This is a genomic window from Streptomyces sp. NPDC017520, assembly GCF_044329855.1.
GTDB lineage: Bacteria > Actinomycetota > Actinomycetes > Streptomycetales > Streptomycetaceae > Streptomyces.
The window spans coordinates 48,232-60,511 of the sequence record NZ_JBIRKB010000014.1 but is presented as its reverse complement, the minus strand read 5'-3'; the positions used below and the strand labels follow the sequence as shown (position 1 = coordinate 60,511).

Genomic DNA, 12,280 nt, shown 5'->3' with positions numbered 1-12,280 from the left:
CCACAGTCCGGGCGCGGCACCCCGCACCCCGCCCCCCGCACCCCGCCCCCGCGCTCCCCTTGCGGGTGCTAGCACGGCCGCGCTAGCGTGGTCGGGTGCCCAAGACTCAGCTGAACGTTCGAGTGGACGAGGCCACCGCCGAGGCCGCGCGGCAGCGCGCGCTCCAGAGGGGGATGAGCGTGAACCGCTACATAGAGGAACTCGTCCAGCAGGACGCCGGCGAGGTGGGACACACCTTCGTCGAGGCCGCGGCCGACTTCATGAAGCAGTACGAGTCGGTGTTCGCCGAGGAGTTCGGCCCGGAGCGCGAAGGAACCCGTTGAACCTGCGGATCGACCTTTCCTGGTTGCTGATGGTCGCCGAGCACAAGACGCCCGGAGACCCGCAGGTCGTCGACTGGGGTGCGCTCGTCGCCGCCGTCGCACGGCATGACGCGGAGATCTTCGGCAGCGCCGTCTACAGCGACCCGCACGCGCGGGCAGCCGCCCTGTTGCAACTGCTCCTGCACGTGCCCGCACTCGAACACTCCAACGCGATGTTCGCCTCGGCCGTCGCCTACGGCTACCTCGTCGCCTCCGGGCTCAAGGTCATCACCTCGCCCGAGCAGGTCCGCGATCTGGCGCTGCTGGTGAAGCAGGGCAAGGCGGACGTGCGCGCCATCGCCGACGAGCTGCGGCAGTGGAGCGTGTGAGACGGGGCGGAACACGCCACGACACACGCCACGACAGACCGGGGGAGACGCCCCACGATCCGGTCCGGCCCTCAGCCCTCAGCGCTCAACCCTCAGCGCTCAATCCTCGGTGAACGGCTTGCGGGCCACGCCCAGCACACAGGGGGAGGAGGGCACCTGGAGGCCCGTCTCCGGGATCCGCAGCCTGCGGTACGTGCCCATCTCGAAGCCTGCCGCCTCGATCGCTGCCAGCGGGTCCCGGGCCGTGTGGCAGCCGCCGAAGAGCAGCGGCCACAGGGTCCGGTCGGCCACCCGCTGCGCCGTGGCCAGCGCCCGGCCCGGCGCCGTCCCGTGCTCGAAGAACCGCAGCTCGCCGCCCGGCCGCAGGACCCGCCTGATCTCGGCGAGCGCCCGGGGCAGATCCCGTACGGTGCACAGGACCAGGGACGCCACCGCCCCGTCGAAGGCCTCGCTCTTGACCGGCAGCGCCTCGGCCGCCCCCGGCACCACGTCCACCGGCACCTCCGCGTGCAGGGCGGAGCGGGCGGCGAGCTGCCGCAGCGAGCGTTCCGGCTCCAGCGCCACGACCTCCGAGACGGCGCCGGGATAGTGGGCGAAGTTCAGCCCGTTCCCCGCGCCGATCTCGATGACCCGGCCGGAGAGCCCCGCCAGCAGCTCCTCGCGGTACGCGGCGATGCCGCCCTTCAGGTCGGCGGTCACGCTCACCCGTGCGTAGAAGCGGGCGAAGACCGGGTGGTGCACGGCGTCCCGGTGGACCTTCCTGCTGCGCGGCTGCATGAGGGCCTCCGTCGAGGAGTGGTCGTGACGCGTGAGGAGCGGACGTGACGTTCCTCCACGATTCTCCCCCGGGTCGCCCCGGCAGGAATCATCGAGCACCGCCCGACGGGAATCCTTGAGGATCGCCCCGGCGGGAACCATGGAGCACCGCCCCGACGGGAATCCTTGAGGACCACTCCGGCGGGAACCATCGAGCACCGCCAGGACAGGAATCCCCGAAGGCAGTCCGGACGCCCCCGGCGCGCCCGTCAGCGTGGCGCCGCCCAGGTCCCTCCGAGCTCCGGAGCCAGCCAGCCCGGCGCGCGTGCCGCGAAGGCGGCGCCCGACAGCGAACCCGCGCCGGCCGGTACCGCGCCGAGCAGCGGTGCACCCGCCGCCACCGGCAGGTCCTCGATGTTGCAGCGGGACGCGAGGTCCGGCTCCGCCGGCATGCTGCCGATCACGACGCCCCGGCAGTTCAGCCCCCGGTTCCGCAGCGCCTCGGCCGTCAGCGCGGTGGCGTTCAGCGTGCCCAGGCCCGCGGGGGCCACCAGCAGCACCGGCGCGGACAGCAGACGGGCCGCGTCCGCGAGGGTGCCGCCCTCGTCGTCGAACCGGACGAGCAGCCCGCCCGCACCCTCCACCAGCACGAGATCGTGCTCGGTGGCCAGCTTCTCCGCGGCCTCCGCGACCTCGAACGGCCGCACGGCCACGAGCCCCGCCCGCCGGGCGGCCGTGGCCGGAGCCAACGGCTCCGGAAAGCGGGCCAGTTCGACCGCCGTCACATGGCTCCCCGCCAGGCGCGCGACCTCGGCCGCGTCGCCCGGCTCCCCCGGGGCGAGCCCGGTCTGCGCGGGCTTGAGCACCGCGACCCGGCGGCCCCGCGTGGCGGCCGCCACCGCGGCGGTCACCACGGTCTTGCCGATCTCCGTGCCCGTGCCGGACACCACCAGAATCGTCGACATATCGGCTCAGCCCTCCCGTGCCGCCGCGCACACGGCCCGGCAGATCCGCGCCACGTCCTCGTCCTCGGTGACGTACGGCGGCATCGTGTAGACGAGATCGCGGAACGGCCGCAGCCAGACGCCCTCGCGCACGGCCGCGCGGGTCGCCGCGCCCATGTCCACCTCGTGGTCGAGCTGGACGACCCCGATCGCCCCCAGGACGCGTACGTCCACCACCCCGGCGAGGTCCGCGGCGGGAGCGAGCCCTGAGCGCAGGCCCGCGCCGATCCGCGCCACCTCGCCCTCCCAGTCCTGCCCGAGCAGCAGGTCCACCGAGGCCGAAGCCACCGAGGCGGCCAGCGGGTTGCCCATGAACGTCGGTCCGTGCGCCAGCACCGGCACCTCGCCGCTGGAGATGCCCTCGGCCACCCGGGTGGTGCACAGCGTCGCCGCCATCGTGAGATAACCGCCGGTCAGAGCCTTGCCGACGCACATGACATCCGGCGAGATCCCGGCGTGCCCGGCGGCGAACAGCTTGCCCGTACGCCCGAAACCGGTCGCGATCTCGTCGAGGACCAGCAGGACGTCGTGCTCGTCGCAGGCCTCGCGCAGCACCCGCAGATAGGCGGGGGAGTGGAACCGCATCCCACCGGCCCCCTGCACCACCGGCTCCACGATGACCGCCGCGAGCTCGTCGGCGTGCTCGGCGATCAGCTCCCGCAGACGCGTCACGTAGGCGGGGTCCGGCTCCGCGTCGAAACCGTCCGGCGGGGCGTCGGCGAAAACCTGGCGGGGCAGCGACCCCGACCACAGCTCGTGCATCCCGCCCTCCGGGTCGCACACCGACATCGGCTGCCAGGTGTCCCCGTGATAGCCCCCGCGCCAGGTCAGCAGCCGCTGCTTGGCCGGACGCCCGGCCGAACGCCAGTACTGGAGGCACATCTTGACCGCGACCTCCACGGAGACGGACCCCGAGTCGGCGAGGAAGACGTGCTGGAGCGGCCCGGGGGTGATCTCCACCAGCCGGGTCGCCAGCCGGACGGCGGGCTCATGGGTGAGCCCGCCGAACATCACATGGCTCATCCGGTCCAGCTGGCCGCGTGCCGCCTCGTTGAGGACCGGGTGGTTGTAGCCGTGCACCGCCGACCACCAGGACGACATGCCGTCCACCAACTCGCGCCGCCCCTCGACGGGTTCGGCGAGCCGGAGCCGTACGCCGGAGGCCGACTCCACGATCAGCGGCTCCTGGCGGCCGGGCATCGGACCGTACGGATGCCAGACGTGCGCCCGGTCCAGCGCCCGCAGTTCGTCGGGGGCGTACGGCTTCGGCGCGGCGGACAGGGGGAGTGCGGGGGCGTACGGCTCAGGCATTGGGCGCGAGATCCGTTCCCGCACCGCGCCGGCGCACCGCCACCAGATCCGTGCGCGCCGCGCCCTTGGCGTCCGTACGCGCCACCGGGGCGCTCTCCCCGGCGTTGGAGTCGGCGACAGACACCGGCTCCCGCTCCCCGTGTCCACCGCACGGCCCACAGCCCCCGCCGTCACCGTGGGAACCGCAGCCGGCGGCTCCGGAGTCCTCGTGCGATCCGCAGCCGGACCCCGCCGGGGCGTCCCGCGTCCCGCAGCCCCCGCTCAGGGCGTCGGCCCGGTGGCGCGGAAGGGTCGTGGTGCCCGCGCCCTCCACCTCGAAACCGGCGTCCGCGATCATGTCCAGGTCGGTCTGGCCGGCCTGGCCCTCGCTCGTCAGGTAGTCGCCCAGGAAGATGGAGTTGACCAGGTGGAGCGCCAGCGGCTGCATCGAGCGCAGGTGCACCTCACGGCCCCCCGCGAGCCGGACCTCGACGTCGGGGCAGACGAAGCGGACCATCGCCAGAATGCGCAGGCAGCGTTGCGGGGTGAGGTTCCACTCCTTGGCGAGAGGCGTTCCCTCGAACGGGATCAGGAAGTTCACCGGCACCGAGTCGGGGTCCAGACCCCGCAGGGCGAACACGACGTCCACCAGGTCCTTGTCGCTCTCACCCATCCCGGCGATCAGCCCGGAACACGCCGAGAGCCCGGCGGCCTGGGCCTGTTGCACGGTCTCCACCCGGTCCGCGTACGTGTGGGTGGTGGTGATCGCCCCGTACGTCTCCTCGGACGTGTTCAGGTTGTGGTTGTACGCGTCGGCGCCCGCCGAACGCAGCCGGTCGGCCTGTCCGTCGGAGAGGAGGCCCAGGCAGGCGCAGACCTCGATGCCCTCGTTCTCCTCCTTGATCGCCTCGATGGTCTTCGAGACCCGGTCGACGTCCCGGTCCGTCGGGCCGCGCCCGCTCGCGACCAGGCAGACCCGCTTGGCGCCGCCCGCGACTCCGGCGGCGGCGGCCTTGGACGCCTCGTCCGGCTTCAGCCAGGTGTACTTGAGGATCCCGGCCTTCGAACCGAGCCGCTGCGAGCAGTAGGAGCAGTCCTCGGGGCACAGCCCCGATTTGAGGTTGACCAGATAGTTGAGCTTGACGCGCCGCCCGAACCACTGACGGCGCACCTTCCCGGCGGCAGCCACCACGTCGAGCAACTCGTCGTCGGAGGTCGCCAGTACGGCGAGCGCTTCTTCGCGGGTCGGCAGTTCGCGCCGCAGCCCCTTGTCCACCAGCGTGTTCAGCAGGTCCATGAGAGATGATCCTGACGTACGGCACCGTCTCCAGCCAAGGAGGAACCAGACAGGAGACCCGGGTGAGGGTGTGTGTATTGCCACACCCTGACCTGCTGCACCCCCGGCTAGGGTCTGTTGGCTGCCTACAAAGGGACCGTCCGCACCGGCCTCCCGCACCGGGCCGGTCCGACCGGACCGTCCGCGCGGAGCCGCCCGCCGAGGGCCCGCCTACCCAAGGGACCGCCCCATGTCCTTCGCCCCGTTCGACTGGATCGACGCCGAGGCCCGCACCAGGGCCGCCGCCGGACTCGTACGGACCCTGCGTCCGCGCGGCGCCGAGCCGGACCTGCTGGACCTCGCGAGCAACGACTACCTCGGCCTCACCCGGCACCCGGAGGTCACCTCCGCCGCGGCCGGCGCCGCCCAACACTGGGGGGCGGGGGCGACGGGGTCCCGGCTGGTCACCGGCTCCACCGCCCTGCACGCCGAGCTGGAACGGGAACTCGCCGCGTTCTGCGGTTTCGAGGCGGCCCTCGTGCTCTCCTCCGGGTACGCGGCCAACCTCGCCGCGCTGACCGCGCTGACCGGACGCGGCTCCCTCATCGTCTCCGACGCGGGCAACCACGCCTCGATCGTGGATGGCTGCCGGCTCTCCCGCGCCGGGACCGCCGTCGTGCCCCACGCCGACCCGGACGCGTTCGAGAAGTCCCTGCGGGAACACGACGGGCGGGCCCTCGCCGTCACCGACTCGGTCTTCTCCGTCGACGGCGACGCCGCCCCGCTCCCCGCCCTGGCCGAGGTCTGCCGTTCCGCGAACGCCGCCCTGCTGGTAGACGACGCCCACGGCCTCGGAGTGCTGGGCGAGGGCGGCCGCGGCGCGCTCGCCGCGGCCGGGCTGGCGGGCCGCGACGGGATCGTGGCCACACTCACCCTGTCCAAGTCCCTGGGCAGCCAGGGCGGAGCGGTCCTGGGGCCCGCCCGGGTCATCGACCACCTGGTCAACACGGCCCGGACGTTCATCTTCGACACCGGACTCGCCCCGGCGGCGGCCGGCGGCGCGCTAGGCGCCCTCGGGGTCCTGCGGCGGGAGCCCGAACGGGCAACCCGCGCCCGGGAGGTCGCCACCGCGCTGTTCAGCCGGCTCACCGCGGCCGGGCTGAGGGCGGTCCGGCCCGACGCGGCCGTCGTCTCCGTCCGGGCGCCCTCGGCGGACGCGGCCGTGCGCTGGGCGGCCGACTGCCGCGCGGCCGGGATGGCGGTGGGCTGCTTCCGCCCGCCGTCGGTACCGGACGGCGTCTCGCGGCTGCGGCTGACCGCCCGCGCCGACCTGACCGAGGAGCAGATCGCGACCGCGGTGGCCACGGTCCTCGCCACCGCTCCCCGGCAGGCGGACGCTCCGGTCAGTTGAAGCGCCGTGTATTCGCTCCGTGCGGGCCGAGTCCGTCCACGAAAGTGCTCCACGCCGCCGCGGAGAAGCACAGCGGCGCCCGGCGCACGTCCTTGGAGTCGCGTACCCCGAGGAGTGCGCCGCCGCTCAACAGGGCGGTCTCCACACAGTTGTTCATCCCGGTCGAGTGGCTGCTGCGCCGCCACCGCGGGGCGGGCGGCGCGGTGGACGACGGCGGTGCGGCGGACGGTGCGAGACGGTCTGACATGGGGCCCCTCAGCTGCGTCTGATCTCGGTGATGAGGTCCAGCGAGCGTTCTGGTGACAGCGCGTGTGCCTGCAAGGAACGGAAGGCCGAGCTGTACGCGTCGAGGTCTTCTTTCCGCTCCAGATAGAGGCTACTCGTCAAGTGGTCAAGAACGACCACATCCAGATCAGAATTGTTCGGAAAGGAGAAAATAACGAAAGGTCCGGTGAGCCCGACGTAACCGCCGACCGAGAAGGGCAGCAACTGCAGTTGCACATGCGGCAGTTGGGCAACCTGGGTCAGGTGATGCAGCTGGTCCCTCATCACCTCCGGCCCGCCCATCTCGCGGTGGAGAACCGCCTCGTCCAGCACGGCGGTGAAGCGAAGCGGCGGACTCGCGCGCAGCACCCGCTGGCGGGTCAGCCGGACCTCGACCAGCGAGTCGAGCCGGCCGTCGGGTAAGCCGTCCAGCGAGGCGCGGGTCACGGCACGTGCGTAGCCGGCGGTCTGGAGCAGCCCCGGCACCACCGAGGTCTCCAGCGTCCGGACCGTGCCGGCCTGCGACTCCAGGCTGATGAAGTCCCGGTACTGCGGCGGGATCAGCCCCCGGTAGGCATGCCACCAGCCCGAACCGCCGCCGCCCGCCGACCCCGCGAGGACTTCGAGCAGGGAGCGCGACCGGGGGTCGCACACCGCGTAGACGTCCAGCAGCCGTGACACGTCGGCGGGCGTCACCCCGCTCGCGCCCGTCTCGATGCGGCTCACCTTCGACTGGTGCCAGCCGAGCAGCCGCGCCGCGTCCCGGCTGGTCAGCCCGGAGGCGTGGCGCAGACTCCGCAGCTCCTCACCGAGCTTGCGGCGGCGGACGACGGGGCCGTGCAGCATGCCGGTCTCCTTTCTGCTGTCGGGAAGGGCCGGTCCGTCACCGGGGCCGGCCCGCAGAGAGGTCAGTGTGCCGCCCGTCCACACCGTACGGGTCCCGAATTCACCGCTTCGAGCGACAGATATATGCATATCTTGGCCGAACGCCGTTACAGGGAGCTGCATCAATGGCAATCTGGCGCGAAGCACAATCCTGGCCGGCCGCCGGCCGGCCAGGGCGGGAAAGGGACGGCGTCGCCATGGCAGACCATCAGGAAGCAACCGTCACGCTGCCGACCGATCCGGTCTCGGTCTCATCGGCCCGTAGACATGTCGCCAGGACCCTGGCCCAATGGGGCCTGCCCGACGACACCGAGTTCGCCGACACCATCCGGCTGATCATCTCGGAGCTGGCCACCAACGCCGTGCAGCACACGTTCGGCCAGTCGCCCACCTTCACCGTGGACCTGCGCCTCGAACGCGACGAGGAGCTGTATGTCGGCGTCACGGACAGTCACCCCCGCTGGCCCCAGCGGCTGCCCGCCGCCGTACGGCAGGACAACGGCCGGGGCATGGTCATCATCCGGGCACTGGCCAAGGAGCGCGGCGGGCGGCTCCAGGTGACCCCGACCGCCGAGGGCGGCAAGACGGTCTGGATCGCCCTCCCCTGGGTCGTCCCGATCCAGGGCTGACCCGGTGAGGCTCATCGCGCGGGAATCGTGCTCCCGCGGCCGAAGCCGCTGCGTAGCAGCGCGAGCAGCGTCGCTGCCGCCGCGGTCGACCGGTCGCCCCGGTGCACGACCGAGATGGTCCGGCGGAACGAGGCGGGCTCCAGCCGCCGGACCGACAGCGGGGCCGAGGACATCGAGGCGACCATCTCCGGCACCACCGCCACCCCGAGCCCCGCGCTGACCAGCGCGCACACCAGCGCGTAGCCGGGTGACTCACAGACTACGGCCGGGGTCGCCCCGGCCTCGGCGAGCGCGTTCTCGACCCCGCGCCGGGGCGGGTGGGTGGGCGCGCTGCTGATCAGCGGCCGCCCCGCCAGCTCACCGACCGGCAGCCGCCCGGTGCCCTCGGAGAGCCGGTGGCCCACCGAGGCGACCAGCACCAGCTCCTCGACCAGCAGGGGTTCGACGAGAACGCCCGCCGACGAGGGCTCGGCCGCCGCCGGTTCGTAGGCATGGGTCAGGGCGAGATCCACCTCGCCCGCGACCACCGCCGCGATGCCGCCCGGCGGTTCGTACTCGGCGACGGCCAGCTCGACCTCCGGATGGGCCCGCCGGAACGCGCTCAGGACCGGCGGCAGCAGATGGATCCCGGCCGTCGTGAACGTCCCCACCCGCAGCCTGCCGCCCGAGAGCCCGGCCAGCTGAGCCAGCTCGTGCCGCGCCTGCTCCAGCTCGTCCAGGACCCGCCGGGCCCGGCCCGCCAGCAGCTCACCCGCCGCCGTCAGCCGCGCCCCGCGGTGGTGGCGCACCAGCAGCGCCGCCCCGGCCTCCCGCTCCAGTTTGGCCAGCTGCTGGGAGAGCGCGGGCGCGGTGTAGCCGAGGCGGGCGGCGGCCCGGGTGATCGATCCGGCCTCCGCGACGGCCACGAGTGCCGTGAGCCGTGTCGGGTCGTACATGAAAGCGTTCCTTTAGGCAGACCCAGAAGATTGCAAGTACACGCTAAAGGCTCCCCCGGTCCAAGGTGGACCCATGGACGCACAACTGATCGCCTTCACCGGGGTCGCCGCCGGGATGGTCGCGCTGCCCGGCGCCGACTTCACCGTCGTCGTACGCAACGCCCTGGCCTCGCGCACCGCGGGCCTGGCCACCGCGCTCGGCGTCGCCGGAGGGCTGCTGGTGCACACCGCGCTCGCGGTCGCCGGACTGGCCGCGGTGCTGGTGACCATGCCGGTGCTCTTCCGTACCGTCCAGCTGCTCGGCGGCGCGTACGTGCTCTACCTCGGGATCAGCACGCTGTACGCGATCCGCCGCCGGCCCGCGCAGGACAGCTCCGGCTCACCCTCCGGTGCGCGGGAGGACGAGCCGGGGCGGCCCGTGACCGGGGAGTTCGGACGCGCGCTGCGCCAGGGGTTCCTGACCAACGCGCTCAACCCGAAGGCCCCGGTCCTCTTCCTCAGCCTGCTGCCGCAGTTCGTGCCCCACGGTCAGCCGCCACTGCCCAGGACCCTGCTGCTCGCGGCCCTGGTGGTCGTGCTGGCACTGATCTGGTTCCCGGCCGTCGCCCTGCTCGTGGACCGGCTGGGCCGGTGGCTGCGCCGCCCACGTACCGCCCGCGCCATCGAGGGCGGCAGCGGTGTGGCGCTCACCGGTCTGGGACTGGCGCTGGTCACCGGCCCCCTGCTGCGCTGAGGGCGCGGAGGACGTCGCGGGCGGGCCGGGCCGCCCGCACGGAAAGAGCGTCCGGCCGGTGGGTCAGCGGACCCGTCCGTACCAGACGCTCTTGGACCAGATTTTGGCCAGTCTCACCACGTCCCCCGATTTGGGGGAGTGCCAGATCTTCCCGGCCCCGGCGTAGATGCCCACGTGGTAGACGCTGCGCCCCGAATGGAAGAAGACGAGGTCGCCGCGTTTGCGCTGCGACTTCCCGATGTGGCGGGTCTTGTTGTACTGCTGCTGTGCCGTGCGGGGAAGCTTCTTGCCGGCCTTCTTGAACGAATAGACCGTCAGCCCCGAACAGTCGAAGCGGTGGGGACCTGCCGCTCCGTACTTGTAGGGGGACCCCTTCTTCGACGCGGCGACCTTCAGAGCCTTCGTCGAATGGGTGGCGGCCTCGGCATCGCTCACCAGACCGGGCGCCAGCATCGTGGACGTCACGGCCAGGGTGAGTACCGAGGCCGTGCCGACCCGGGCGAACAGGGACGGGACATGAACCTGCGCAGACATGCGCAACCCTTCGTCAGCCGCCTGTGAAGGATGACCTGTCGGGTTCGGGCCGGCGAAGTCGCCCGGCCGCTGTCGCGGCTTCACCCCGAGGGCTTCCCGGTCTCCCGGGCGGCCCGTTGTGCTTGGGTCCTCCACTCCTGCCGATCCACTCCTGTCGACCAGTCATCCGGGCGGCGGCAGGACTCGGCGTCCGCCCGGACCGCCCCGCCGCGGTGGCGGGGGCTTGTCGTCCCAGGGATCTTGACTCACCCGGTGCCGGATTTCCGAGCTGAAACAGCGGTTTGTGAGTCTCCTCACCACTGATCCATTCGGGTGGACAGGTCGGATTCGCGCTCGCCCACGAGCCGGGCGCACACCCTCGTACCAGCGACGAAAGGGCGCATTTCGAGTACGGACCGCGCGTCGAACGCAAATTGAGCCGTCGCTCGGGCGGGTGATCTCCTACGCCGAACGAGCGAGACGAATGGGTCCCGGGGCCGGGCGTGTCGTGCCCGGGGCCGACCGGTCCGCTCCCGTAGCGCGCTCCCCGTGCGCGGGGCCGGTCAGTTCCCGGGCGGCTCCATCGCGACCCGGCCCGCCCGGCGCTCCCCGTCCAGGACCCGCAGGGCCCGCGCCAGCGTGGCGGCGTGGATGCGCGACTCGCCGCGCTCGTGCATCAGGGCCAGGGCGTCGCGCAGTGCGCCCGCCCGGGAGGCCAGGGCCTGGGCGGCCCGCAGCGCGCTGTAGGTGTCGCTGCCACGGGCCGGGTTGATCCGGCCCACCTGGTCGAGCACGGCCAGATAGCAGTCGACGAACTCGCCCTCGGCCCGGGTGAGTGCGGGCAGGGGCGGGAACTCGGGTGGCTCCATCGGCGTTTCACCTCGCGTCGTACGGCGGCCGGGAGAGTCAGCGGTTCTCCACGACGTGGTCGACCAGCCCGTGGGCGAGGGCGGCCTTGGCGTCGAGGATGGTGTCGCGCTCGATGTCCGCGGTGATCTGCTCCGCGGTCCGGCCCGTGTCCCGGACCAGCATGGCCGCGAACATCTCGCGGGTGCGCACCAGTTCGCGCGCGTGGATCTCCAGGTCGGACGGCTGGCCCCGCATCGGCTCCTCCATGGCGGGCTGCTGAATGACTACCCGCGCGCCGGGCAGCGCATGTCGGCGTCCCTTCGCCCCGGCCGCCAGCAGGGCCGCCGCGTAGGAGCCGGCCTGCCCCAGACAGAAGGTCTCCACCTCGCAGGTCAGAAAACGCATGGTGTCGTAGACCGCGGCCATCGCCTGGAACGTGCCGCCGGGGGAGTTGATGTAGAGCGACAGGGGCCGGTCGGGATCGGCGTGCTCCAGATACATGAACTGGGCGATGAGATCGCTCGCGGCGATGTCGTCGATCGGGCTCCCGAGGAAGACGATCCGCTCGGACAGCAGCTTGGAGTACGGGTCCAGCGTCCGGGTTCCGGTTGCGGTGCGCTCGGTGAACTCCGGCAGTACGTAGCGGGCGGCGGGGCGGATCATGACGGTGCCTCTCTCCTGGAGCTGACCATCCGTCTGTCCGTCCGTAAAAAATGTACAGGACGTACAGAAGGTTATGATGGGGACTATGGCCTACGAGATTCCGGTGACGCAAGCACGGGCGGAGCTCGCCGAACTGATCAACCGCGTTGTCTACGGCGGTGAACGCGTGGTGGTGACGCGGCACGGCAAGCCGCTCATCGCCCTGGTTTCCGCCGCTGACCTGCAACGACTTGAAACCGATGAAGCGACTGCCGAGGAGCAGGTGATCAGCTCGGTCTCCTCGATCGGCTCCGCGCCATCCGCTCAGGGCGAACGGCGCAGGTTCGGCATCGCCGCGGAGCACCGCCCCCACGACGGCCGGGACGCCTGAGGCGGCGACTG

16 protein-coding genes and 1 riboswitch are annotated in these 12,280 nt (G+C 72.3%); of the genes, 6 read left to right on the top strand and 10 right to left on the bottom strand.

Annotated elements, in window-relative coordinates; all coding sequences use genetic code 11:
* Nucleotides 1-95 precede the first annotated feature (95 nt).
* Nucleotides 96-323: a hypothetical protein gene (locus tag ACH4KB_RS28405; protein ID WP_010062312.1), complete on the top strand. Its 228-nt coding sequence runs from the start codon at nucleotides 96-98 to the stop codon at nucleotides 321-323.
* Nucleotides 320-691, top strand: a complete 372-nt coding sequence (locus ACH4KB_RS28400) for a hypothetical protein (RefSeq protein WP_018957883.1) — start codon at nucleotides 320-322, stop codon at nucleotides 689-691. Before ACH4KB_RS28405 ends, ACH4KB_RS28400 begins: the two co-directional genes overlap by 4 nt.
* Nucleotides 692-790: 99 nt before the next feature.
* Here the strand turns inward: ACH4KB_RS28400 and ACH4KB_RS28395 are convergent, their stop codons facing one another.
* The 4 genes from ACH4KB_RS28395 to bioB form a co-directional block, all read right to left on the bottom strand.
* Complete coding sequence (locus ACH4KB_RS28395) at nucleotides 791-1,468, bottom strand: class I SAM-dependent methyltransferase (RefSeq protein WP_398068700.1); 678 nt, start codon at nucleotides 1,466-1,468, stop codon at nucleotides 791-793.
* A gap of 248 nt (nucleotides 1,469-1,716) precedes the next feature.
* Complete coding sequence (bioD, locus tag ACH4KB_RS28390) at nucleotides 1,717-2,412, bottom strand: dethiobiotin synthase (protein WP_398068699.1); 696 nt, start codon at nucleotides 2,410-2,412, stop codon at nucleotides 1,717-1,719.
* 6 nt (nucleotides 2,413-2,418) lie between these two features.
* Nucleotides 2,419-3,762 (bottom strand): adenosylmethionine--8-amino-7-oxononanoate transaminase, encoded by a 1,344-nt coding sequence (locus ACH4KB_RS28385; protein WP_398068698.1) that lies wholly within the window; start codon nucleotides 3,760-3,762, stop codon nucleotides 2,419-2,421.
* A complete protein-coding gene (gene bioB / locus ACH4KB_RS28380) occupies nucleotides 3,755-5,038 on the bottom strand; it encodes a biotin synthase BioB (RefSeq protein ID WP_398068697.1) in 1,284 nt (427 codons plus the stop codon). The genes ACH4KB_RS28385 and bioB overlap by 8 nt, the downstream gene beginning before the upstream one ends.
* A 229-nt stretch (nucleotides 5,039-5,267) precedes the next feature.
* On the opposite strand from bioB, the gene ACH4KB_RS28375 reads away from it, so the two are divergent.
* Nucleotides 5,268-6,428, top strand: coding sequence for an 8-amino-7-oxononanoate synthase (locus ACH4KB_RS28375; protein ID WP_398068696.1), 1,161 nt, complete (start codon nucleotides 5,268-5,270; stop codon nucleotides 6,426-6,428).
* Here ACH4KB_RS28375 and ACH4KB_RS28370 read toward each other — a convergent pair.
* Nucleotides 6,421-6,675, bottom strand: a complete 255-nt coding sequence (locus ACH4KB_RS28370; protein ID WP_398068695.1) for a DUF397 domain-containing protein — start codon at nucleotides 6,673-6,675, stop codon at nucleotides 6,421-6,423. The genes ACH4KB_RS28375 and ACH4KB_RS28370 overlap by 8 nt on opposite strands.
* A gap of 8 nt (nucleotides 6,676-6,683) precedes the next feature.
* Nucleotides 6,684-7,538: a helix-turn-helix domain-containing protein gene (locus ACH4KB_RS28365; protein ID WP_398068694.1), complete on the bottom strand. Its 855-nt coding sequence runs from the start codon at nucleotides 7,536-7,538 to the stop codon at nucleotides 6,684-6,686.
* Nucleotides 7,539-7,774: 236 nt separating this feature from the next.
* On the opposite strand from ACH4KB_RS28365, the gene ACH4KB_RS28360 reads away from it, so the two are divergent.
* Nucleotides 7,775-8,206, top strand: a complete 432-nt coding sequence (locus tag ACH4KB_RS28360; protein ID WP_398068693.1) for an ATP-binding protein — start codon at nucleotides 7,775-7,777, stop codon at nucleotides 8,204-8,206.
* 11 nt (nucleotides 8,207-8,217) lie between these two features.
* Here the strand turns inward: ACH4KB_RS28360 and ACH4KB_RS28355 are convergent, their stop codons facing one another.
* Entirely contained in the window at nucleotides 8,218-9,141 is a 924-nt protein-coding gene (locus tag ACH4KB_RS28355; protein WP_398068692.1) for a LysR family transcriptional regulator, read from the bottom strand.
* 73 nt (nucleotides 9,142-9,214) lie between these two features.
* Here ACH4KB_RS28355 and ACH4KB_RS28350 point away from each other — a divergent pair, with 73 nt between their 5' ends.
* Nucleotides 9,215-9,874 carry a LysE family translocator gene (locus ACH4KB_RS28350; protein WP_398068691.1) on the top strand — a complete coding sequence of 220 codons (660 nt, stop codon included), beginning with the start codon at nucleotides 9,215-9,217 and terminating at the stop codon, nucleotides 9,872-9,874.
* Between the two features lie 63 nt (nucleotides 9,875-9,937).
* On the opposite strand, the gene ACH4KB_RS28345 is transcribed toward ACH4KB_RS28350, so the two are convergent.
* From ACH4KB_RS28345 to ACH4KB_RS28335, 3 genes are all read right to left on the bottom strand, one after another.
* Entirely contained in the window at nucleotides 9,938-10,408 is a 471-nt protein-coding gene (locus tag ACH4KB_RS28345) for a C40 family peptidase (RefSeq protein ID WP_398068690.1), read from the bottom strand.
* A gap of 28 nt (nucleotides 10,409-10,436) precedes the next feature.
* Nucleotides 10,437-10,513: riboswitch (cyclic di-AMP (ydaO/yuaA leader) on the bottom strand.
* Between the two features lie 437 nt (nucleotides 10,514-10,950).
* The gene (locus ACH4KB_RS28340; RefSeq protein WP_398068689.1) at nucleotides 10,951-11,256 is read right to left on the bottom strand and encodes a hypothetical protein; all 306 of its coding nucleotides are present in this window, start codon (nucleotides 11,254-11,256) and stop codon (nucleotides 10,951-10,953) included.
* A 37-nt stretch (nucleotides 11,257-11,293) separates the two neighbouring features.
* Nucleotides 11,294-11,899: an ATP-dependent Clp protease proteolytic subunit gene (locus ACH4KB_RS28335; protein WP_097870799.1), complete on the bottom strand. Its 606-nt coding sequence runs from the start codon at nucleotides 11,897-11,899 to the stop codon at nucleotides 11,294-11,296.
* An 85-nt stretch (nucleotides 11,900-11,984) separates the two neighbouring features.
* Here ACH4KB_RS28335 and ACH4KB_RS28330 point away from each other — a divergent pair, with 85 nt between their 5' ends.
* Nucleotides 11,985-12,269: a type II toxin-antitoxin system Phd/YefM family antitoxin gene (locus tag ACH4KB_RS28330; RefSeq protein ID WP_398068688.1), complete on the top strand. Its 285-nt coding sequence runs from the start codon at nucleotides 11,985-11,987 to the stop codon at nucleotides 12,267-12,269.
* Nucleotides 12,270-12,280: the final 11 nt, after the last annotated feature.